Source organism: Polaribacter marinaquae (genome assembly GCF_038019025.1).
In the GTDB taxonomy this organism is placed as follows: domain Bacteria; phylum Bacteroidota; class Bacteroidia; order Flavobacteriales; family Flavobacteriaceae; genus Polaribacter; species Polaribacter marinaquae.
The window spans coordinates 357,665-380,565 of the sequence record NZ_CP150496.1 but is presented as its reverse complement, the minus strand read 5'-3'; the positions used below and the strand labels follow the sequence as shown (position 1 = coordinate 380,565).

Annotated in this window: 26 protein-coding genes and 1 other RNA gene; 3 read left to right on the top strand and 24 right to left on the bottom strand. The window is 27.0% G+C overall.

What is annotated here, in order from left to right; translation table 11 throughout:
• Positions 1-2 precede the first annotated feature (2 nt).
• Genes WG950_RS01785 through WG950_RS01705 form a run of 17 tightly spaced genes read right to left on the bottom strand, consistent with a single transcriptional unit; the run spans position 3 to position 16,441 of the window.
• Positions 3-1,079 carry a glycosyltransferase gene (locus WG950_RS01785; protein WP_340933774.1) on the bottom strand — a complete coding sequence of 359 codons (1,077 nt, stop codon included), beginning with the start codon at positions 1,077-1,079 and terminating at the stop codon, positions 3-5.
• Positions 1,072-2,205 carry a glycosyltransferase gene (locus tag WG950_RS01780; RefSeq protein ID WP_340933772.1) on the bottom strand — a complete coding sequence of 378 codons (1,134 nt, stop codon included), beginning with the start codon at positions 2,203-2,205 and terminating at the stop codon, positions 1,072-1,074. Before WG950_RS01780 ends, WG950_RS01785 begins: the two co-directional genes overlap by 8 nt.
• Complete coding sequence (locus tag WG950_RS01775) at positions 2,205-3,341, bottom strand: glycosyltransferase family 4 protein (protein WP_340933770.1); 1,137 nt, start codon at positions 3,339-3,341, stop codon at positions 2,205-2,207. The genes WG950_RS01780 and WG950_RS01775 overlap by 1 nt, the downstream gene beginning before the upstream one ends.
• A 14-nt stretch (positions 3,342-3,355) precedes the next feature.
• Complete coding sequence (locus tag WG950_RS01770) at positions 3,356-4,723, bottom strand: hypothetical protein (protein ID WP_340933769.1); 1,368 nt, start codon at positions 4,721-4,723, stop codon at positions 3,356-3,358.
• Between the two features lie 6 nt (positions 4,724-4,729).
• Positions 4,730-5,383, bottom strand: a complete 654-nt coding sequence (locus WG950_RS01765) for an acylneuraminate cytidylyltransferase family protein (protein WP_340933767.1) — start codon at positions 5,381-5,383, stop codon at positions 4,730-4,732.
• A 1-nt stretch (position 5,384) separates the two neighbouring features.
• Positions 5,385-6,506, bottom strand: coding sequence for a UDP-N-acetylglucosamine 2-epimerase (gene neuC, locus WG950_RS01760; RefSeq protein WP_340933764.1), 1,122 nt, complete (start codon positions 6,504-6,506; stop codon positions 5,385-5,387).
• Positions 6,507-7,097 carry a hypothetical protein gene (locus WG950_RS01755; RefSeq protein ID WP_340933763.1) on the bottom strand — a complete coding sequence of 197 codons (591 nt, stop codon included), beginning with the start codon at positions 7,095-7,097 and terminating at the stop codon, positions 6,507-6,509.
• Between the two features lie 2 nt (positions 7,098-7,099).
• Positions 7,100-8,146: an N-acetylneuraminate synthase gene (neuB, locus tag WG950_RS01750; protein ID WP_340933762.1), complete on the bottom strand. Its 1,047-nt coding sequence runs from the start codon at positions 8,144-8,146 to the stop codon at positions 7,100-7,102.
• A 12-nt stretch (positions 8,147-8,158) separates the two neighbouring features.
• Entirely contained in the window at positions 8,159-9,232 is a 1,074-nt protein-coding gene (locus tag WG950_RS01745; RefSeq protein ID WP_340933761.1) for a glycosyltransferase family 4 protein, read from the bottom strand.
• Between the two features lie 2 nt (positions 9,233-9,234).
• The gene (locus tag WG950_RS01740; protein WP_340933759.1) at positions 9,235-10,251 is read right to left on the bottom strand and encodes a glycosyltransferase family A protein; all 1,017 of its coding nucleotides are present in this window, start codon (positions 10,249-10,251) and stop codon (positions 9,235-9,237) included.
• Positions 10,252-10,263: 12 nt separating this feature from the next.
• Entirely contained in the window at positions 10,264-10,476 is a 213-nt protein-coding gene (locus WG950_RS01735; RefSeq protein WP_340933758.1) for a hypothetical protein, read from the bottom strand.
• Complete coding sequence (locus WG950_RS01730; protein ID WP_340933757.1) at positions 10,466-11,407, bottom strand: NAD-dependent epimerase/dehydratase family protein; 942 nt, start codon at positions 11,405-11,407, stop codon at positions 10,466-10,468. Before WG950_RS01730 ends, WG950_RS01735 begins: the two co-directional genes overlap by 11 nt.
• Positions 11,404-12,267 carry a glycosyltransferase gene (locus tag WG950_RS01725; RefSeq protein WP_340933755.1) on the bottom strand — a complete coding sequence of 288 codons (864 nt, stop codon included), beginning with the start codon at positions 12,265-12,267 and terminating at the stop codon, positions 11,404-11,406. Before WG950_RS01725 ends, WG950_RS01730 begins: the two co-directional genes overlap by 4 nt.
• Positions 12,268-12,270: 3 nt before the next feature.
• On the bottom strand, positions 12,271-13,185 hold the full coding sequence (locus WG950_RS01720) for a glycosyltransferase family 2 protein (protein WP_340933753.1): 915 nt from the start codon (positions 13,183-13,185) through the stop codon (positions 12,271-12,273).
• 36 nt (positions 13,186-13,221) lie between these two features.
• Positions 13,222-14,298 carry a glycosyltransferase family 4 protein gene (locus WG950_RS01715; RefSeq protein WP_340933751.1) on the bottom strand — a complete coding sequence of 359 codons (1,077 nt, stop codon included), beginning with the start codon at positions 14,296-14,298 and terminating at the stop codon, positions 13,222-13,224.
• Complete coding sequence (locus tag WG950_RS01710; RefSeq protein ID WP_340933750.1) at positions 14,298-15,566, bottom strand: ABC transporter ATP-binding protein; 1,269 nt, start codon at positions 15,564-15,566, stop codon at positions 14,298-14,300. Before WG950_RS01710 ends, WG950_RS01715 begins: the two co-directional genes overlap by 1 nt.
• Positions 15,567-15,568: 2 nt before the next feature.
• Positions 15,569-16,441 carry an ABC transporter permease gene (locus WG950_RS01705; RefSeq protein ID WP_340933749.1) on the bottom strand — a complete coding sequence of 291 codons (873 nt, stop codon included), beginning with the start codon at positions 16,439-16,441 and terminating at the stop codon, positions 15,569-15,571.
• A gap of 122 nt (positions 16,442-16,563) precedes the next feature.
• Here WG950_RS01705 and WG950_RS01700 point away from each other — a divergent pair, with 122 nt between their 5' ends.
• Positions 16,564-17,037, top strand: a complete 474-nt coding sequence (locus WG950_RS01700) for a GNAT family N-acetyltransferase (RefSeq protein ID WP_340933747.1) — start codon at positions 16,564-16,566, stop codon at positions 17,035-17,037.
• Here WG950_RS01700 and aroQ read toward each other — a convergent pair.
• The 3 genes from aroQ to WG950_RS01685 all read right to left on the bottom strand — a co-directional run bounded on the left by aroQ (position 17,032) and on the right by WG950_RS01685 (position 19,038).
• Complete coding sequence (gene aroQ / locus WG950_RS01695; RefSeq protein WP_340933746.1) at positions 17,032-17,445, bottom strand: type II 3-dehydroquinate dehydratase; 414 nt, start codon at positions 17,443-17,445, stop codon at positions 17,032-17,034. The two genes, WG950_RS01700 and aroQ, sit on opposite strands and share 6 nt — an antisense overlap.
• Before the next feature lie 79 nt (positions 17,446-17,524).
• The gene (locus WG950_RS01690; protein ID WP_079738931.1) at positions 17,525-18,025 is read right to left on the bottom strand and encodes an outer membrane beta-barrel protein; all 501 of its coding nucleotides are present in this window, start codon (positions 18,023-18,025) and stop codon (positions 17,525-17,527) included.
• A gap of 104 nt (positions 18,026-18,129) precedes the next feature.
• The gene (locus WG950_RS01685) at positions 18,130-19,038 is read right to left on the bottom strand and encodes a hypothetical protein (RefSeq protein ID WP_340933742.1); all 909 of its coding nucleotides are present in this window, start codon (positions 19,036-19,038) and stop codon (positions 18,130-18,132) included.
• 48 nt (positions 19,039-19,086) lie between these two features.
• Here WG950_RS01685 and WG950_RS01680 point away from each other — a divergent pair, with 48 nt between their 5' ends.
• Both WG950_RS01680 and xerD read left to right on the top strand, forming a co-directional pair.
• Positions 19,087-19,458, top strand: a complete 372-nt coding sequence (locus WG950_RS01680; protein WP_340933740.1) for a TM2 domain-containing protein — start codon at positions 19,087-19,089, stop codon at positions 19,456-19,458.
• A gap of 71 nt (positions 19,459-19,529) precedes the next feature.
• Complete coding sequence (gene xerD, locus WG950_RS01675; RefSeq protein WP_340933739.1) at positions 19,530-20,426, top strand: site-specific tyrosine recombinase XerD; 897 nt, start codon at positions 19,530-19,532, stop codon at positions 20,424-20,426.
• Positions 20,427-20,475: 49 nt separating this feature from the next.
• Here xerD and rny read toward each other — a convergent pair whose 3' ends face one another.
• From rny to WG950_RS01655, 4 genes are all read right to left on the bottom strand, one after another.
• Positions 20,476-22,041, bottom strand: a complete 1,566-nt coding sequence (gene rny, locus WG950_RS01670; RefSeq protein WP_340933738.1) for a ribonuclease Y — start codon at positions 22,039-22,041, stop codon at positions 20,476-20,478.
• Positions 22,042-22,089: 48 nt separating this feature from the next.
• A non-coding RNA gene (gene ssrS / locus WG950_RS01665) (6S RNA) lies at positions 22,090-22,216 on the bottom strand.
• Between the two features lie 54 nt (positions 22,217-22,270).
• Complete coding sequence (locus WG950_RS01660) at positions 22,271-22,561, bottom strand: cell division protein ZapA (RefSeq protein WP_340933736.1); 291 nt, start codon at positions 22,559-22,561, stop codon at positions 22,271-22,273.
• 13 nt (positions 22,562-22,574) lie between these two features.
• Positions 22,575-22,865 carry a hypothetical protein gene (locus tag WG950_RS01655; RefSeq protein WP_340933735.1) on the bottom strand — a complete coding sequence of 97 codons (291 nt, stop codon included), beginning with the start codon at positions 22,863-22,865 and terminating at the stop codon, positions 22,575-22,577.
• Positions 22,866-22,901 lie beyond the last annotated feature (36 nt).

The window sequence follows — 22,901 nt, the reverse complement described above, 5'->3', positions numbered from 1 at the left end:
AATTAAGAATTATAAATTTTAATTATTTTTTTTAAAAAAGGACCTATAGAATAGTTTTTCTTAATATTGATTTCATTATTTTGTCCAAACTTAATTCGATCAGTTTCTGATTCTATTAACAATTCTAATTTATCAACTAGTTGATTCATATTATTGCTTTCAATTAAATAACCCGTTTTTTTATCAATAACAACATCTGAACATTGACCAACATTTGTACAAACTACAGGCAACTTAGCTAAACCGTATTCTAAAAGAGCCAAAGGCAAACCCTCTGAACTGGACGATAAAACCCCAATATCTGATTGTAATAAAATATTTTTGATATCCATTTTAACATCATAAACAAAAATATGCTTTTCTAAATTCAATTCTTTAATTAATGCTAAGTTTTTTTGTGTATATAAATCATTCCCAAGTCTTCCTACTAAATGCAAAGTCCAATCTGGCTTATCTTTATTTAGTTTTGCAAAAGCCTCTATCAAAAATTGATGATTTTTTTGATTTCGAAAAGCTGCCAAATGAATTATTCTCTTTCCATTTTCACCATTCAATTTTGTTTTTTCTTTTACTAAATTAAAGCTCGCAAAATTATTTACAAAAAAAACATTTTTACAGTATAATTTTTTTTCAGACCAGTCTTTCAACTTTACATTCACTGATATTATAGAATGCGTAAAAAATGAAAAAAGTTTTAGAAATATACTTGATCTATAGTTCAAGTTTTCACTTTTTCCATAGTGATCATGCCATATTACTTTTAATTTAGGATTTATTACTTTTATACAAAAAGCCATAAATATTGAGGTTGCATGTGCATGAATCACTGATATGTTATTCATATTTACATATCTTTTTAATTTCATTAAAGCTTTAATATCTACCGTTTTTTTTCTATCTAAAAATATATAATTTGCTTTATTATTGATGTTTTCTATTAATTTACCTTCTTTTCTTGTTGCACAAATATGTGAGTTTAAACCTATTTCATTTAAACCGTTGGCTATATTAACCGCTAATACTTCTGCACCACCTGTTTCTAATGAATCAATAATCTGAACAACACCTAAATTACTCATAATTATTCTCTAAAATTTTTTTAATTTCAACTTCAAATTTGTCTAAAGTATACTCTTGAGACCAATTGGTTGCATTTAAAACTTTTTCTTGATATCTTTTTTCATCATTTAAATATCTTTTTATTTCAATCATAATATCTTCAATGTTAGCATCAGGTTTTAAAACACTTCCTCTTGAACCATTACCAAGCATGTAATTTACACATGAAACATTTGATGATATTGGTAAACAACTCCAAAACATTGCTTCTGCCACAACTTTAGGCCAACCTTCAGATTTAGAAATAAACAGTAAAAAATGTGATTCTTTAAAAGCTTGTTTTACTTCAATTTTGGGTTTATTTCCATGTAAAACAATGATGTTTTGAAGCGAATTTTCCTTTATGTAATTATATATTTCAGTAAATTTATCACCATTTCCGTACATATTTAAATGTACATTAAAACCTTGTTTAGAAAGTTTTTCTATAACTTTTACACTTAACATAGGTTGTTTACCAACCGAGAAAGCGCCAACATAGATAAATTTAATTACTGATGATAAGTTTTTAGTCTTTACTATTTCTATTTCATTTTTTTTATAGGATGCTGTAAAAAAAGGAATTATATTTTTTGATTGATTTTCCCAATTTCCGTAAACCAAAACCTTGCAGTTTTTTGTTAAAAAAGTATTCGATAAAATCCATTTTTGAATCTTATAACTAACAGGCTGTTTGCTATTTGGATCCCAATTACCTGCATATTTTACTGTCTTTAGTTTAGAAGGGTAAAATATTTGAGCTAAAGCACCTAAAAGTCCAATATTACCAGGGCATCGTAAATGTATATGATCTACATTTTTTATAAATTTTATAATTTTAAAAAAAATTAAAGGAATGTATAAAATATTATGCAATGCATATGCAATATTTTTAATATGCAGACTAGGTATTTTTTCTAATTTAACTTTAACTCCAGTATATTCACTTTCTATAGCAGTTAGTTTTTCTTTTGAAATTGGTGATAAAATTTTTATTTCAGTGACATATTTAGCCCATAAATTCATCTCTCTTACATAAGGCTCATAAGCATAAATTTTGTCAGAATGCTGTTTATGAATTGCATGCGTTATAATTCCAAATTTCATTATCTTAAAATTGATTTATAAAATGAAATATTATCTTCTAAAATACTATCAGAATCAAAACATTCTAAGATATGTTTCCTACTCTTTTCTATTAATTCTAATCTCTTTTTATGGTCTGAAAATAAATGAACTACTTTTTCACTAATATCTTCTTTAGAGTTGGGTTTAAAAAAGAGTACTGAATTAGAATTTCCTACAATTTCATTAAAGGGTTTTATATTACTCGCTATAATTGCTTTTCCCATAGCCATTCCCTCAATTAAAGTTAACCCAAAAGATTCTGATATTGAGGGATAAACGCATAATTGAGCTTCCTCTAGTCTTCTAGGTATATCCTTGTATGGAATACTACCTGTAAATTTTATATTATGTTTATCTATGTCTTTTATTCTTTTCTTTAATAATCCTGTGTAAGAATTACCATTATTATCTACCCAATCTCTACCTATTATTTCTAAAACCACATTTGGATATTTCTTTTTTATAATTGGTATAGCATCTATTAAACTATCTATTCCTTTCTTATAACAAACCGTTCCAACAAATAACAACTTGTATAAATGTTCTTTATTATAAGAACTCTTATAAAAAGGTCGTAAATCAATACTATTATAGATGGTAGTGTAAGTAAAGTTGTTTTTTAAAAGCCTTTTTGTCTTGTAGCCAACATAATTACTTACTGCTACAAAATTATCTGCTTTTTTAAAAGATATTTTTTCTTGATAAGCTTTCCAATTATTAACTTTTCTTTGCTCTTCAGAGGCAAAAAAATGGTGCCCTCCATGTAACCTAATTACTTTCTTATATGATGATTTGTAAGGGAAAAAAGCAAAATTCAATTCACTTCCTTCAATAATATCTATTTGTTTTTTTTTATGGATTTCTTTTATGCATTTTAAAATTCTAATCTTATGATCGTAAAATTTTGCAAATTTCCATTTAGATATTTTTAACCTATAAACATCTATTTTATTAAGTTTATAAGTTTCATCTTCTTGAATATTATAAACCCCTAATACAGAAATCTTTATATTGTTTTCTATCAATTGTTCTGCTAAAAACTTAATAAAAGTACCTATACCTCCATGGGCTTCATTTTTATAAGGATACTCATTTGTCAAAAAAAGAATATGCATTTTAAATAATAAATTTAATTTGTAAGATTATTCACAATATTCTTAGAAATGTTATCACTATCTAAATTTATTGTTTTTAACCATTCAGTGCCTAAAGAATACTTTCGATTTATAGCTTCTTTAATAACCGAAAAAATTTCTTTTTTAGAGTTTATCCAATATACAGATTGTTTTGTAGGCATCGACTTAAAATGTTGAAATTTATATATGGTATCTACATCCCAATTAAAATCTTTAACTGTATTGTAATTTAAATATGCTGCAGGTTTATTAAAAAAAGCAAAATCATGAGCCATTGTAGACCCTAAATTAATAACAAAATCTGAATGAGCGCAAATATTTGTAAGTATTTTTATGTCTTCATAATAAGGATATAAAGTTGTCCAGTTTTTAGAATTATTACTCCATGCTGGTTCTATAGGAATAACTATATCTACATATTTCTCTAAAATTTTTTTATACCTATCTGATATATCTACTGGACATCTTCTAAAGATAATTTGATACTCTTTTTCATGATCATTTTTCACGATAGCTTTACAAATATCTTCTAAATAATTTGGATCATAAGGAGAGGTCAGTACATCATCACCAGAAAAACAAATTGTTTTCTTTTTTAAATCTAAATTATATTTTTCAAAGAAAACTTGTTTTGGTAAGATATTATTTTTGTCCTTATAGAAATCAAACTGAGGTGTACCAGTAACTATAATTTTATCTTTACTTATTTCTGGGTAAAATAGTTTAACCTCTTCTTTCATGTACTTAGACCAAACTAAATATTTATCAGTTTTAACGGCTAATCTAGCTTTTGGTATATTATCCCAAGAATAAATTACACCAACTGTTTTTATTCCTAATAAATTAGCAGCTTTAACTATAGGTATTGCTTTAATAGCTCTTTGATGTGTACAAAAAATTGTTTTTGGTTCTATTTTTTTTAAAAAATCTATTTCATTGTTTAAATATTTTAGAGAACAGTTTTCATATTTATTTTCTAACCATAAAATTCGAGAATATTTTTTACTACAAAACTTAGCTAAAACTTGTACTAGCTTATAAAAAAGCTTTTGTACACCTTTTTTATTATAATTCCAATTCTTTAAAATCGTAGTATTTTTCACTAATTGTGCGTTGTAGTTTAACCTAGCAAAAGCAATAGTTTCTCTAAAAAACTTATGTTTAATAGATTCTTTATAGTTTTTAATTACTTTATCTTCAAAATCTATATTATGCAGTTTTTTTACTTCATTTAGTGCATTAACATCTAAAGAATGATATACAATTACTTTATTTTTAGATTTTAATAGTAAAGGAATAATATCTGCAAACAAATAGTTTCTAATACCTACTCCATCGGGAACCACAATTAATATGCTCATAAACTATTATATTAAATCTTCTTTAGTATCTATATCTAAACTTTTTTGTTTGCTCATCTGGTAATCTATCGTATTATCTGTTATTAAAAGTTCTTTTTCAAGAAATTTCTTAGTTTTAATAATATAAATTGCTCCATTTGCTCTGTAAGTATCGGGTAATATTTGCCTTGGACTAAAAGGAAAATCATTATTAATAATACCTTTTAAGAAACCGTTTTCATCTAATTTAAAAGTTTTATACGGATGATGCTCTACACTACAAACACTAATTAAAGAATCTGCATTTTGTTTTTCTATTTTTTTAAAAGAAGCATCTATATCTTTAGAATCCCTTAATGGAGAGGTTGGCTGTAATAAAATAATATAGTCATATTTTTTATTTTGTAAACTAGTTATAGCATGTTTTAATACAGGTTCTGTTCTGGTTGAATCTTCTGCTAAATAGTTAGGTCTTTTTAATAGTAATACATCTTTATTTTTTTTAGCAACTTCTAGAATTTCATTACTATCAGATGATACAATGGTTTCTGTAATATATTTAGATTGTAATGCGGCTTCAATAGTCCATTGTATTAACGGTTTTCCCCTGAAATTAATAATGTTTTTCATAGGAATTCCTTTAGACCCTCCTCTGGCAGGTATAATTGCTAATACTTTCATTCTATAGATCTTGAAATTGTTTTTGTCTATTTACTTTCCATAAATTTTCTGTCTTAAGTAATTCTAAAAATAAAATATCACTTTCTCCATTTCCAAATTCTATATTTACATTATTTTTAGAACTATTTTCAACATTGTTTATTGTTTCTAATATTTGCTGCTCGTTATGTTTTACATTCTTAATAGAAATTGCATTACCTCTATTGTGTTGCCTAGTTCCTACATCTATTGTTGGAATATTATAAAAAGGAGCTTCTCTTATACCTGCGCTAGAATTGCCTATTATAAATTGCGCCTTACTTAAAAGTTTTAAGAAATATTCAAATCTTAAAGAAGGAAAAATTTTAAATCGTTTATTATTTTCGAGTCTTTGATATTCTTTTAGTATTTCTTTAGTTCCTAAATCGTTATTAGGATAAATAACAATATAGTTATTTGTAGATGCTAGTAAAGCATCTACAAAGGTCTTCGTTTGTTCTATAATCTTATGATATTCTGTAGTTACTGGGTGATACATTACAATAGCAAACTCTTTAAATTTAATATCGTAATAATTTTTAACTTCTGTTAATTTAGGTAATTTTTTAGGGTTCATTAAATCTAAATCAGGAGAACCTATAACATGCAAAGAGCTTTCTAATTCCCCCATTTGAATCAACCTTTTTTTTGCTTCTAGATTAGAAACCAAATGTATATGAGATAATTTACTAACAGAATGTCTAATAAGTTCGTCAATAGTACCAGATATCTCTCCTCCCTCTATATGTCCAACCAAAATATTATTTAAACTCCCAACAATAGCGCCTGCTAGAGCTTCTACTCTATCTCCATGAACAATAATTAAATCTGGTTTTTGAATAGCTATATATTCAGAAAAACCTTGAATTGTTTTTGCTAGAGTTCTATCCATAAACTCTGCGCCTACATGGTTTTGAAAAGTAGCTATATTCGTAAAACCACTTTTATAAATTTCATTTACAGTAAGACCATATTTTTCATCTAAATGCATTCCTGTAGCAAATATCTGCACGTCAAAATCTGTAGATTTTTGAGTAATTCTTATTAATGATTTAAGCTTCCCAAAATCTGCACGAGTTCCTGTTAAGAAAACTATCTTTTTCATTTATTCTCTGTAAATAGTTTTAGTGTTTGTTATTACAATTTTATCTTTTTCTACATCTTTATTTACAAGAGTATGAGCTCCAATAACAACGTTATCTGCAATTTTATTTTCTCCTATAATAGACGAATTACAGTACATAACTACATTATTTCCTATGATATTACCTGTTCCTTTTCCATTAATTTTATGCCCAATTGTACACCCTTGATGAATTTTAAAACCTCTACCAATTTTATTTCTACTTCCAATAATAGTAGATTGCCCATGAACTATATAAAAACCTTCATCTATTTTATTATTAAAATAAATTTCACAAGAGCATAATTCTTTTAGTAACCAATGTACCTGAGGCGTTAAATTATCTAGATTAACATTATGTAATTCGCTACCTAATCGGTATAAGAAAATGGCTAATTCGTTCTTATTATTAATTATCCTAAATATAATTTCGTTTTCATTAGTCTCTGGAAAATGATATCTTACATCTAAAATAGTACTTTCTAAAGCTCTATTAACTATGTAACTAGGTATTAAAACTGGTTTGAAAACTTTTTTTTGAAGAAACGAAATAAAATTAATAATGTCAGTCATTTTTATATACAAATATCATTTAAACTTAAATGCGCATCATTATCAATATTTCTAGTAGCTTTCTTTCCTAAAATAGAATTATAATCTTCAGCTAAAATTTCTCCTGTTCCAGGTCTTTTTACCCACAGATTATCTTTTGTAAAAACCTCTCCTTTTTTAATCTCTTTGATAGTAACTACTGTAGCAAACGCAAAATCTATAGTTACCTGCTCTTCTTTTGCTGGTTTTTTTGTGCCACCACGCATTTTCCAAATCATATTACTACCTTCAATCAACTCTTTACAATCATTTTCATCCATAGAGCAAACAATATCTGGTCCTGTTCTTTGTTTATGGTCTGTAAAGTGGCGTTCTAATATGGAAGCTCCTAGAGCAACTGCTCCAAAACAAGCATGGTTTGTTAAAGTATGATCTGATAAACCAAAGACGTTATTTGGAAATGCTTCTGCTAATTGTTGCATAGCTCCAAAACGTACTAAATGAACAGGTGTTGGATAGAGATTTGTTGTATGCAATAATCCTAAAGGAACATTTACTTTTTCAAAAATTTCTACTGCCTTTGCTACACTTTCTATAGTATTCATACCTGTGCTTAAAATTACAGGTTTACCAAAAGAGGCTACATGTTCTAATAATGGATAATTATTACACTCTCCAGAACCTATTTTATAAGCAGAAACATTCATTTTTTCTAACCTTTCTGAAGCAGCTCTGGAAAATGGTGTAGATATAAATATCATTCCCTTACTTTCTACATATTCTTTTAAAGCTATTTCATCTTCTTCATTTAAGGCACAACGTTTCATTATTTCATAAATAGAAACATCAGCATTACCTGGAATTACCTTTTTGGCCGCTCCACTCATTTCATCTGCTACAATATGAGTTTGATGTTTTACACACTCTGCTCCTGCTCTGTATGCTGCATCAACCATTTCTTTGGCAATTTTTAAAGAACCTTCATGATTAATTCCTATTTCTGCAATTACAAACGGAGGATAATCTTTACCAATTTTTCTATTTTGTATTTCTATATATTTATTATTCAAATTTAAGATCTTTTATAGTATTGATTTTTTAAATTTTTCTTCCCAATCTTTATAACTCCATATTTTAGAAGCATCTTCTTTAGATAGAATGGTACTTTTTTGATGATAAGATTTTACAAAAGCCTCTACCCATTCAGAGATAATGTTTGGCTTTTTCACTACAGTAATATTGTCTAACCCTTGTATCACCTCTGGTATTCCTCCATTATTAGATGTAATTACTTTTACACCACATTTTATAGACTCTAGAAGAGATAATCCAAAACCTTCTTTACAAAGAGAAGTAAAAAAATAATAATCTGATATTTGTAAATATTTGGCCATTTCATGATTTGAAATTCGACCAATATTAGAAACATTTTTTTTGTTAATTTCAATATTAGAACCTATTATAATGAACTTAACAGGTACATTTAACTTATTAATCTCGTCTATTATTTTAATAAAAATATGTAAACCTTTTTTTCTTCTTGAATTAGACATCCAACATATTATTTGGTCGTTAAAATTAAACTCCATTTTATTTTTTTGCTCAATTTTATTAACTCTTTGTAAAGGATAAAATATTGATGAATCAACACCATTTCCTATAACTTCAACTTCTGGAGTAAAAGTTTCATTTTTTTTAAGTGCATCTTCATAACTTAAATTTGTTAAAAAAAGTACTTTATCTATTTTATTTAAAATCAGTTCATTTAAATTTAAACTAAAACCATGAAAAGAAAAAATTAATTTTATTTCACATTTAAATTTGTTTTTTTCTAAAGCAATTGCTTCTAAGAGGTGAGCATCATCTAAAACAACAATAGTTATTTTTTTGGCTTTTTTTGATAAGTTTGATATCTCATTCAAATAATCTTTAGCCACCCAGTGCTTTAGGTTTAGGTTTCTAACTTTTTTACTCCAAGTAATAAAGTTTTTTTTTTGACAAAATATATTATTTTTCCCCTCTTTTTCAGGAGATAAAATATAATCAAAGAAATCTGGATTATTTGTAATAAACTTACTTAGTCTTGTAGACCAACTACCAATAATCTTAGATGGTAAGCCTATATTAGATATTAAAATACGTGTTTCTTTTAACATAATTAATAATCTGCTTTCATTCCTTTGTATGAAAAATATACTTTTTTTGCTTTATTAAACAAAACTTTATGTAACATTTTACCTATGAAATAACCATGCTTTTTAACATATTTTACATCAGACAGAGATTTTAAAGGACTATTTGTAAAATTACTTTCTTTAATCCTGTCCAACTTCTCTATCATCCATTGCTCTATGGTGTTTCCTAAATGATACGCATAATTACTTGTAGTAGCTAGTCTAAGCAAATTGGCTTTATCATTTGGTATATCAAAATAATCAGACTCACTACCTCCAACAATTTTAAGCTTACAAACCTCATTAGGACTTTTCTTAAAAACTTCAGCTCTAAAAGTAGCCACAAAATGACCGCAACCTATTACAGCATTAGTCTCATCTTTACTAATTGTTAAATATTTACTTAAATGCTGTTTGTTATACATTTTTTCTCTTCCTATACTTTTTTGAAAATTCACCAATGCATCAGAATCTTCAACATCAGAAAATTTCAATTTACCTTTCGTTAAGGCATAATATATAGTGTTAAACATATATTTTGATCTATAGCCTAAACTTGTTGGTACAGGAGAAACCATACCTGCCTCTGGAAATACATTTATTATTTTTTCTACTTCTTTTTGCCAATTAGGTAAAAACATCACATCTGCATCCGAAATGGATATTAAAGGTTCTAAATTACTTTTTACTGCTGCATATATTGCATTTATTTTCCCTAAATTAATTTTAGAATGTAGCAACTGATCTACTAAATCGTTAGATTGATATATTTTTTGCAAATAATCAACAACTTCAGAACAGCAATTATTATTTATGAGAGTAACTCTAGTTTTAGAATGTATTGTTAATAAAAGAGATTCTAAACATAAAACTAATATTTTTAAACCATCTTTAAAATAGTCTTCTGTTAAATTTGGTATATATACGGGTATAACAACCCTATGATATGATTCTATTTTTAAATTACTATTTTCTTTAGCAGGGTTATTTCCAATCCTCATAGATAATAATTTTTAGTGACTTAATGGATTTGTAGAAAAATTATTACCCTGGGTAATAGTACCATAAACCTTCTTATATCTTAAATTACCTTTTAAATATGTATTCCATTCTAATAAAATTTCTTTTTCGTATGGTCTTTTTGTATCGTCTAAAAATACACAGCAAGATTTAGATAACCTATCCTTAATGTTTTTTTTAAACTTTCTTAATTTATTAGATAACATTTGTACTGTTTTTCTTAAAATCAATTAATCTAAGAATTCCTTCTTCTACAGAAACTAAGTCTCTTTGCAAGATTTTCTTCATCTTTTGAATATCAGGACATCTCCTGTTCATATCTCCTTCTTTTAAGGCTGGTACATGAACTATTTTTGATTTTGATTTGGTTAATTTAACAACTAACTCAGCTAATTTTTTTACAGTTAATTCTATATCATTTCCAATATTAATAACATCATTTTTTACTAAAGAGTTTTCATGTATATTAATAATGGTATCAATATTATCATCAATATAACAAAAAGTTCTTGTCTGTAAACCGTCTCCATAAAGGGTTATATTTTCATTTCTTAAAGCTAAGTCAATAAACTTTGGAACTACAAAATCATCACTTTGGTTGGGCCCATAAGTGTTAAAAAACCTAAAAATACAATATTGTAAATTAAATTCTTGATGATAAGATTTTAAATACGATTCTCCTAAATTTTTAACTATAGCATAAGGTAATTTAGAATTTAAAGGTGTTGTTTTTTCATTCTGAGGTATTTCAAAAGGTTCTCCATAAACTTCAGACGAAGATGAGAAGTAGACACGATTTACATTCGTGTTTTTACATAATTTTAAAATATTGTCAAATCCTTTAATATCTTCTAATACCCAAAGAGGGTTATTTAATGTTCTTTGTACACCTACTACTGCAGCAAAATGGAAAACATAATTAAAATTATATCTAAAAAAAACTCCTGAAATATCATTATAGTCATTAACATTTCCTTTAATAAATATTACATTTTCTTTTTTTGGAACCTTGTTAAGATTACCTGTTAACAAATTATCAAAAACAATTATTTTGTTATTCTTATTCTCTGAAAGTTTTGCTACCAGAGAACTTCCAACATTTCCTGCTCCTCCTGTAACCAAAATATGTGTCATCATTTTATATTTTTTAAGGTATGAATTGGTAAAAAATACTTTTCAAAAAAGCCTAATTTTATATTATTGTTAGATTTATTTAAATTCTTAATTTTTGAAAGCAATAATTTTCTAGCAACTTTATTTAAAATAATTGGATTTTTTATTCCCATTTTAACAAAATTATTAAAAATTTTTTTCTCAAGCCCGTTATATTTTTCTACTTGAGATGATAAACTTTTACTCTCCGAATATACTCTATATTGAGTTAAAACTTTGTCAATATACAACACTTTGTGTTTAAAAAACATTCTTTGGTAAAAATCTGTATCTTCTCCTACTTCTATATCTTCATCAAAAAAAAGATTTCCTTTAAAAACTTCTTTTCTAATAAGTGGTGTAGAGGCTTTTACTAGCCACACTCCCAGTGCATTCCAAAAAACATATCCAGATCTTTTATGTGTTTTTTCTTTTGAAGCTCCATAGAATATACCTTTCCTATTATCACACTCATCTATCACTTCTACAGGACCATGTACACAATCAATATCATTATGATTAATTAGAGCATTTATTTGGATTTTTAATTTTTCTTTCACCCATATATCATCATCATCTAAAAAAGCAATAAAGCTTCCTTTTGCTTTTCTTACTCCGTAATTCCTTGCAGATGAGACTCCTCCATTATTTTTGTAATAGTAAAAACACTTTTCAAATTTTTCACAAACGGATTTAGCATAATTATCAGAAGACCCATCATCTATAACTAATACTTCTATGTTTTTGTATGTTTGGTTTAATACACTTAGTATTGTTTTTTCTAAATATTGCTTTCTATTGTATGTTGGTATAATTACCGACACTAATAAGTTATTTTTAGCCATTTTTTAAATTTTGTTTATCAAAAATCTAAGTAGATGTTTGTAATATAAAAAAGCTAAAAACCTATTATCATTTAGCCGATATAAAAATTTTATTTTATACCACTGTTTTTTGTTGTTCCATACATAATACTTAATGTAATGTTGTAAAAATTCCTTTTTTTTATCTTTAAAATTAAAATAATTTAAAAAAGATATTTTTTCTGAATAAATCATTTTTAAATTACTAATATTATTTTTTACAGTAGTAGAATTTTCGTGTCTTCTAAAATAATTTAAATGCTCATTTACAAATACAAAACTCCTATCTTTTATTAAATAAGTCCATAAAAACATATCAGATGATTGTTTGTAACTAAATAATTTATTTGGGATATTATCAGAAGGGTTCTTAAACACAACTGCACTTCCGTTTGTAATGTATGGGTTAAAAAGAACAGTATCCATAAAAAGCTTATTATCAAACACTTTTGATGTTTTTTTCTTTACCTCTAAATCATGTGTTCTTTTTTCAGAAGTATACATTTTTTTTCTATGTTTATTAACATAAAAAGAATTGCAGAAAGCTAAAGCTGCTTTAGAATTATTCTCTAAGGCATTAACTAATTTTTCTAAAAAAAAACAATCAGAATAATCATCTGTTTCAGCAATCCATATATATTTTCCTTTTGCTAATTCTATTCCTTTTTGCCAAGATTTATATCCGCTACCAGAATTTTTTTTGTTAACAATAAAATTTGATATTTTATTTGAATTTTCCTCCTTAAACTTTTTAAGCACTTCTATACTACCATCTGTAGATGCATCATCTATTATAACTAACTCCCAATACTTATATGTTTGATTTTTGATTGTATGTAATCTATCTAACAAATATTGTTTATGATTATAACTGGGTAAAATAATAGAAACCTTATGCATATTTAATTTTAAAATAATAAGATGGTTATAAATAAACTATTTATTAAAATTATTTTTTTCAAAAATTGAAGTCCAAACAGATGTAATATCATTTTCCTCAACTTCAATAGCATATTCTTTTAAAATAAACTCAGATGCTTTTTTACCTTGTTCTAAATGCTTTAATTTATTTTTATCATAGTTAAGTAATAGCTGCTCTAATTTTTGTGCATACATCAAAACATTTCTATCTGGTATTGGATAACTGAACTCTTCTTTAAAAAATTCATCTCCTCCTTTTCCTGGATAACCGATAACCAAACAACCACAAGCCATAGCTTCTGCAGGTGGCATACCAAAACCTTCGTTTATACTAAAATTTAAAAAAATAGCACTTTCTTTAAACACATTAGCAACCTGATTCTCTGTCATGTTATCTATTTCTACTAATTCCCAACCTTCTAAAACACCTCTAAATTTTAATATATTAATTATTTGTAACAAATCAACTCTTAACCTACGAGGCATGTAAGCTATTTGTCTCTTTTTATTTTTTTGATAATAGAAGTTATTACGATCTATACCATAATGTACTCTATACAAATCTTTATTGGGAAAAGAATAATTTATATATTTTTTACCATTTTCTGAGTTTACTATTATCGCTATTAAATCTTTACTTAAGTATGGTGTTTCTTTATTATTTAAGTCTAAATTATGTCCAAAAAAAGTCTGATAACAACCTTGATTATAAATTACTTTTTTTATATCTGGTAATAGTTTAGCTACCTTATTACCATAAACCTCAGGAAAAACCAAAATATCTGACTCAGTTATTTCTATATTTTGATTATTTATTTTGTCAAGTTTAAAAGTAACTATTTTCTTTATAAATTTTCTTATCTTTTGTAACCCTTTTGGTTTCCCAAACCTTAGAAGCTCTATATCCTTAAAAATCTTAGAATTATATAATATAGGGGTAGAATTATAAAACCATGTACATTTAAAAGAACGGTTTTGATGTAAGATAAAAGCTTTAAAACCGTTTTTATTTAAAACATCTACCTGTCTGTATATTTGTTTAATACCACCTGTAGGTTTATTAATATCTGGGCAAATAAATAGTATTCTCATTACTTAAAACTTACATTAAAATCTAATAAAATTCTAGCTTCTTCAATAGGAATCACTTTTCCATTAGTATAGTAATCACCTTCCGTAACATCAAAATACATATAGTTTTGTAACCAATCTGTTCTAGTATTATTATAATACATGTCTGTACTTATATAATATCTTCCTACATTTAACTGTAAGTTTTCTACTTTAAATAAAATTGAATTAGGTTTTTCAAGATTTTCTACTTTATATAACCAATTACTTAACCACCCTATTCTCTGTCCATATTGATCATCTATTTTAACATCTAAACGAAGATCTTTAGTTTCAATACTATTTTTACTGCTTTCTATATAAAACTCTAAATGAAAAGGTTTTGCAGTTTGAGGTGATAAGTTTTGGTTTTCTCCATATATTTCAGTTTTTACTACTTTAATTAAACCATTTCCTTTTCTAATATCATAATTTTCTTTGTAAGAATTAGCTTTCCCTCCTTTTAAATACTCATTAATAGCATCCTCTACTTTACCTTCAAAATCAATTGCTCCATTATGTATAACAAAAGCTCTCGTACACAAACTCTTAACAGCTGCCATATTATGACTCACAAACAAAACAGTTCTACCTCCTTCTCTAGAAATATCTTGCATTTTACCTATTGCTTTCTTTTGAAATTCGGCATCACCAACTGCTAAAACTTCATCAACAATTAAAATATCGGGTTCTAAATGTGCTGCCACAGCAAATGCCAAACGCACTTTCATTCCGCTAGAGTAACGTTTAACAGGCGTATCAACATAACGCTCACAACCAGAAAATGCTATAATTTCATCTAGTTTAGATGCTATTTCTTTTTTTGTCATTCCAAGAATAGCGCCATTTAAAAAGATATTTTCTTTCCCTGTCATTTCTGGATGAAAACCAGTACCAACTTCTAACAAAGAAGCAATTCTTCCATTTGATTTTATTGAACCTGTGGTTGGACCAGTTACTTTAGAAAGTATCTTTAATAATGTTGATTTTCCCGCTCCGTTTTTACCAATAATTCCTAGAACTTCTCCTTTCTTCACTTCAAAATTGATGTCTTTTAACGCCCAAACATATTCTGATTCTCCTTTAGATGCTCTGTCATTAGATTCACCAATTTTTAAATACGGGTCTTCTTTTCCTCGAATTTTAGCTAGAAAACGATTTAAGTCATGGCTTATTGTTCCTGTACCTAAAGTTCCTAAACGATATTGTTTAGATAAATTTTCAACTTTTAAAATAACTTCCTTACTCATATTTAAATAGTATCTATAAAAGTTTTTTCTGTTTTATTAAAAATCAATAATCCTAAAAAGAAAATTATAACTGTAAATATTGATGTATAGACAATTCCGAAAGAAGAAAAATCACCATCACTTAAAAGTATAAATCTACCAAATTCTATTAAATGTGCTATAGGATTTATATCTACAACCCAAGAATAATCAGTTCCTTTTTCAGCATTTATTAACTTTTCTCTCATTAAATCTAAAGGATACATCACTGCTGATAAATACATCAGCAACTGAACACCAAAAGATACTAAAAAAGTTAAATCTCTATATTTGGTTACCATAGATGAAATAATCATCCCTAAGCCTAAACCAATCATCCCCATTGCAATTATCAATAAAGGAAAAAACAATATATATATATTTGGTAATATGTCATATCCTGAAATAACATAATAAAGATAGAAACAAACAAATATAAATATTTGAATACCAAATTTTAACAAATTAGAAATCACTATTGACATCGGCATTATAACTCTCGGAAAGTATACTTTTCCAAAAATTGCTTCATTTTTTTTAAAAGTATCAGAAGTAGCTGTTAAGCATTCTTTAAAATAATTCCAAGTAGTTACACCTGCTAAATTGAATAAAAAAGGTGGAATTTCACCCGTTGAAATACCTGCGATATTATTAAATACCAACGTAAATATTACAGAGGTAAACAATGGTTGAATTAGATACCAAAGTGGACCTAAAATTGTCTGCTTATATAACGTAACAACATCTCTTTTTACAAACAAAAGAAGTAAATCTCGATACTGCCAGACTTCCTTTAAGTTTAAGTCTAATAAATTGTTTTTTGGCGTTATTTCAAAAAGCCATTTATCTTTTTGCATTTTTTATTTTATAGGGCTAATACAAATATAATTTTTTTAAATAGATTAATCATTGTCTTTCGTTGAAAGGTATTATTTTTACGTTCAAAATTATCTTATTTAGCTTAACTCATAAAAATTCTATGTCTCATAAAATTTTACCGTTTGAAATTATTTCTTTTGAAGATAGGTATTCTAAAGATTTTTATAATCTTAATGTTAACTGGTTAGAAAAATTCTTTTATGTTGAGCCTTATGACGAAAAAATTTTAAGTAATCCTAAAGAATATATTATTGATAATGGAGGATTTGTTTTTTTTCTAAAATTTGATTCTAAGATTATAGGTACTGCAGCTTTTATCAACCAAAAATCTTATTTTGAATTAAGTAAAATGGCAGTTTTAGAAGAATATCAAGGGTTACAGTTTGGTAAAAGGTTGATAAATCATTGCATATTATTTGCTAAAGAGAAAAATTGGGAAAATATCACACTTTACAGTCACAGAAAACTAGAAACAGCAATAAATCTATATAAAAAAGTAGGATTTGTTGAAATTCCTTTAGAAAAAGATGTTCACTACGAAAGAGCAAACATCAAAATGAAACTTGATTTATAAAAAACTCTGTATTGCTAAATCGTATCCTTTTAAACCAAAACCAAATAAAACTCCGTTAGCATTTGGTGAAATAAAACTGTGCTGTCTAAATTTTTCTCTTGCATGAATGTTAGAGATATGAACTTCTATTACCGGTGTGTCAATTCCTTTGATTGCATCACCCAAGCCAACAGAAGTATGCGTGTAAGCCGCGGCGTTTAAAATAATGCCATCATAAGAAAATCCCACCTCATGTAATTTATTGATAAGTTCTCCTTCAACATTACTTTGAAAATAAAACAATTCTATGTTATCAAATTTTAATTGTAATTCTCTAAAATAATCTTCAAATGATTTAGAACCATAAATTTCTGGTTCACGTTTTCCTAAGAGATTTAAATTTGGTCCGTTAATTATAATTATTTTCATATTTCAAAAATACATTTTTTTTACAAAAAAAACGGAGGCATTTGCCTCCGTTTTGGTGTATTATAATCAATAATCTAACTTAGATTCCGAACATTACCCCTAAACTTACGTTAGAAAATGTTAGATTATCATTGCTAATACCCGAATATGATAAATTTAATTGTGTCGTATCTCCAATTTTGTAACCAACAATTGGTCTGTAATAAAAACCACCATCGTTTCCTTCATCTAATCCTAAAGCGTAACCAATGTTAGCTCCTAAAACAAATTTTTCTGAAACGTTAAATCTTGCTGCACCAGAAATTGGTAAGAAAGAAGAATCTGATACATCAAATGTACCTCCAATAGTTTCTACTTCTTCTCCAAAAAAGTGCGAATATTGTACAGATGGTCCTAATGTGAAACCTTCAGCTACCGGAAACATATAATTTAACTCTGCTCCTAAAGTAAAACTAGTTAGATCACTTACGTCTCCTGTTGGTAAACCAACATTAAAACCTCCATTTAAAACACCTTCTTGTGCATTTACTTTACCTAAACCTGCTATTGCTAAAAACGCAATAAATAATACTTTCTTCATAATTAAAAATTTTAGTTTAAATTCTCTTACAAAAGTATCTTGGTTCTGCACGTAATATTTGCTCAAAAAGGAATTAAATTAACTCAAATGAATTAATTTGAAAGCTACTTTTTAACATTCAATTTTACAATATTAATTAAAGCTTCTTTACCTTCCTCTAAATCAGCAACTACCTCATATTCTCTTCTAAAATCGTATAAAATTAACTTTGTAGTATTGGTTTTTAATTTACCAGAGTTTACTGTAATAATTTTAATTAAGTTATTGTTATCTTCTAAATTTAAGGTGATTGATTTCTTCTTTTTTGTTACAGCATAGTTTTCTAAAACAGGTTTATTATTTTTAAGTATCGTGATTACATCACCATCTTCTTTACCATAATCCCAAATTTCCATTTTAAGTTTACTTGTATAAACAAATACAGATACTTTTTCTCCTGATCTAATTTTTGTTTCGCTAAACTTTTTTAAATAATTTTCTGGCTCTAATTCGGCAATAACTACACTGTCAATTTTCTTAACTTTGCTAATCTTCTTTACTTTCTTATATACTTTTTTTATTTTTTTCTCAACAAACTTAGTACTAACTAATTTTAATTTTCCGATTGCACAAGTATCTCTATCATCATAAATACCTGTAAAATTACCTTCTAAGAGCTTTTTTTTAGTTTCTCCTTTAAATTTTCCTTTAAAGCTTACAAAACAAAATTCTTCTGGTAAAAACTCAGATTTTGTATATAAAATATCACTTTCTTTAAACTGAATATTTTTAGATTTCACATCATAATAACCTCTTATGTATGATTTAGTTTCGTTTTCTCCTGATAAATCTGTGTAAGAATATCCTTCTATAAACCCGTTTTCTCTAGCATTAAAAACTATTTTATAAGAAATCAATTGATTAGATTCTAACGCTAATGCGCCTAACAACTCATAATCAAACTCTTTTCTATCTTGAGAAAACAGATTAAAAACGGTTAATAAACTAACTAAAACTATAATATTTTTATTCATAGAAATCTGCTATATTTGACACAAATAACTTAAAAAAAACCAAACTTCATGAAAAAATCATTAACTATTTACACATTATTATTTGCTTTCTTTGCTTTTTCTTTTAATACACATGCATCTTTCCCTGTAAAAAAAACTAAGGAAATTGTAGAAGTGATTAAAGACAATAAAGTAGAAAAGAAAGAAGTAACAACTTATGCAGCGGCTGCTAACTCTGGTAAAAGCCAAGTAACAGCTTTATTATTATCTCTTTTCTTAGGAGGATTAGGTGTAGATAGATTCTATCTAGGATACACTTTATTGGGAGTTTTAAAATTAATCACTTTAGGAGGTTTTGGAATTTGGTATATTATTGATTTAATTTTAATAATTACGGGCGATTTACAACCTAAAAACGGAAGTTATTCTAAAACTATTTAAGAATAGGTTTTTTATAAATTTTTAAAACCATCCATTATTTGGATGGTTTTTTTATTTACTAAATTTACGTCATGAATTGGCAACACGCAATTAAAGATTATCAAATGTATTTAAAAATAGAAAGAGGTCTTTCTAAAAATACAATTATAAGCTACACAAAAGATTTAGAAAAATTATATTCCTTTATTACAGAGAATAATATTGTGAACACCCCTGTTACAATTGATGCTGAGACAATAAAATTATTTATTTATGATGTTGCTAAAAAGGTTAACCCTAGAAGTCAAGCTAGAATAATTTCTGGTTTAAGAAGTTTTTTTGATTATTTAATATTTGAAGACTACAGAACAACAAATCCGACAGATTTATTAGAGACACCAAAAATAGGAAGAAAATTACCTGATACTTTATCGCAAGAAGAGATCGACTTATTGATATCTGCAATCGATTTAAGTCATCCGCAAGGAGAAAGAAATAGAATAATTTTAGAAACAATTTATAGCTGTGGATTACGTGTAAGTGAAGCGATAACACTAAAAATTTCAGATTTATTTTTTGAAGAAGGATTTATAAGAGTTTTAGGTAAAGGAAATAAAGAAAGATTTGTTCCAATTCACCAAGAAGCTCAGAAGTATGTTTCAATTTATATAAATCAAATTAGAGTACATATAAAACCTCAAAAGGAATATGAGGATACTTTATTTTTAAATCGAAGAGGAAAAGCTTTAACTAGACAAATGATTTTTATGATACTAAAAAAGTTAGCATCAGATATTGGTTTACATAAAAAAATTAGTCCGCACACTTTAAGACATTCTTTTGCAACACATTTATTACAAAATGGTGCAGATTTAAGAGCTATACAACAAATGTTAGGGCATGAAAGTATAACTACCACAGAAATATATGTTCATTTAGACAGATCATACTTAAAAGAAGTTGTAGAAACATATCATCCTAGAAAATAAAAAATCCCGCTTTTGGCGGGATTCAATTTATAATATAAATTAGAGTAAATTATTTGGCTACGTTAACAGCTCTAGTTTCTCTAATTACAGTAACTTTAACTTGACCAGGATATGTCATGTCGTTTTGTATTTTTTGAGAAATACTGAATGACAATTCAGAGGCTTTTGTATCGTTAACTTTTGTACTTTCTACCATAACACGCAATTCTCTACCTGCTTGAATTGCATATGCTTTTTGAACACCAGTAAAACCAAAAGCGATATCTTCTAAATCTTTCAATCTCTGAATGTAAGAATCTAATACCTGTCTTCTAGCTCCTGGTCTTGCACCAGAAATAGCATCACAAACCTGTACGATAGGAGAAATTAAACTTTTCATTTCAATTTCATCGTGGTGTGCTCCAATAGCATTACAAACATCTGGCTTTTCACCATATTTTTCTGCCCATTGCATACCTAATAATGCGTGTGGTAGTTCACTTTCTGCATCTGGTACTTTACCAATATCGTGTAATAAACCAGCACGTTTTGCAACTTTAGGATTTAAGCCCATTTCTGCCGCCATAATTCCACATAAATTAGCAACTTCTCTAGAGTGTTGTAATAAATTCTGACCGTAAGAAGACCTATATTTCATTCTACCAACAGCCTTGATTAATTCTGGATGTAAACCGTGAATTCCTAAATCTATAACCGTTCTTTTACCAACTTCTATAATTTCTTGAGTAATTTGCTTTTCGGTTTTACTTACAACTTCTTCAATTCTAGCTGGGTGAATTCTACCGTCTGTAACTAATTTATGTAAAGATAAACGAGCAATTTCTCTTCTAATAGGATCAAAACAAGATAAAATAATTGCATCTGGCGTATCATCAACAATAATTTCTACACCTGTGGCAGATTCAATAGCTCTAATATTTCTACCTTCTCTACCAATAATTCTTCCTTTTACATCATCAGACTCTAAGTTAAAAACAGAAACACAGTTTTCTACAGCTTGCTCTACGCCTACTCTTTGTATAGTTCCTAAAACAACTTTTCTAGCCTCTTGTTCTGCTGTTAATTTAGCTTCTTCTATAGAGGTTTGAATAAATGCCATTGCTTCTGTTTTCGCCTCATCTTTTAAAGAAGAAACCAATTCTTTTTTAGCTTCGTCTGCAGATAAACCAGAAATTTGCTCTAACATATCTACGTGACGCTTGTGCATCTTTTCTAACTCATTTTCTTTTTTCTCTAAGAAATCTAATTTATGGTTAAAGTCTTTCTCTTTCTGTTCTAAAGAACGATTTAACTTAACGTTTTTATCAACTTCTGATGCTACTTTAGATTCTCTATCTCTAATTCTTTTCTCTACCTCAGAGATTTTCTTTTCTCTTCCTAAAATTACTTTTTCATGTTCAGACTTAAGTTCTATAAACTTTTCTTTAGCCTGTAAAATTTTATCTTTTTTAATTGATTCTGCATCAATTTTAGCTTCTTTAATAATTGCTGAAGCTTCTTTTCTTGTAGAATTTAAAAGCTTTTTCCCTTTTGATTTTTCAATTGATTTTGCAATAAAAAAACCTACTGCAATTCCAATAATTCCCACAATAATGGGAAGTAACATTCCATCCATAATTTAATTTTAATATATAAAAAAAGCCTACGCTAGTTTGGTTTTTATAAACTCCATTATTACAGGTTTAGGACTAACCAGCTGATCAAGGATCCACATAAAATACTAAATATATAGCAATAGTGGCATGCTTTAGCAACCGAGACTTATCCTTTATAATAGATACTTGTTGAGTTTATCAAACAATTTACTAACGTAGGCAGTGTGTTGTTAATGTATTTTAAAGAACTTATTTTAAATGAGTATCAACCAAATTGGTTAATTCTCTTAATTTATTTATTGTTTCAGTATTTTCAGAACCTTTTTCTATTGTAGATATTTCTAATTTAGAAGCAAACTGTAAAGCACACATAGCTAAAACATCTTGTTTATCGCTTACTGCATAATTTTGCTCGTACATAGAAATTAACTTATTAATTGCTGTAGCTGCTTTTCGCATACCTTCTTCTTCTTTAGTATTATTAACACTTAAAGGGTAAGTTCTACCAGCTATAACTATATTAATTTTTAATTTATCCACAATTTAAAGAACTTTATTCTTGTAACTGAATAATACATTTATCGATTTCTCTAATTAATGTATTTATTTTGAGTTTTGTATCTCTTGTATTTGTATTACTGCCGTCTATAGTTTTTGCTATTTTTAATAAATCAAATTCTTGTTTTTGATTTTTTATAATTTGCTCTTGTTCTATAATTTTTTGCTGATATTTTGTAGCACTTTGAAGCAATATTTCATTTTCTTTTTTTAAAAATTCATAATTAGAAAGTAAGTTTTTTAACTTATCTTCCAGTAAATGAATTGCTTCTAAGGTATTACTCATAAAATTTTTAGAATAAAACTATACACACAAAGTTAA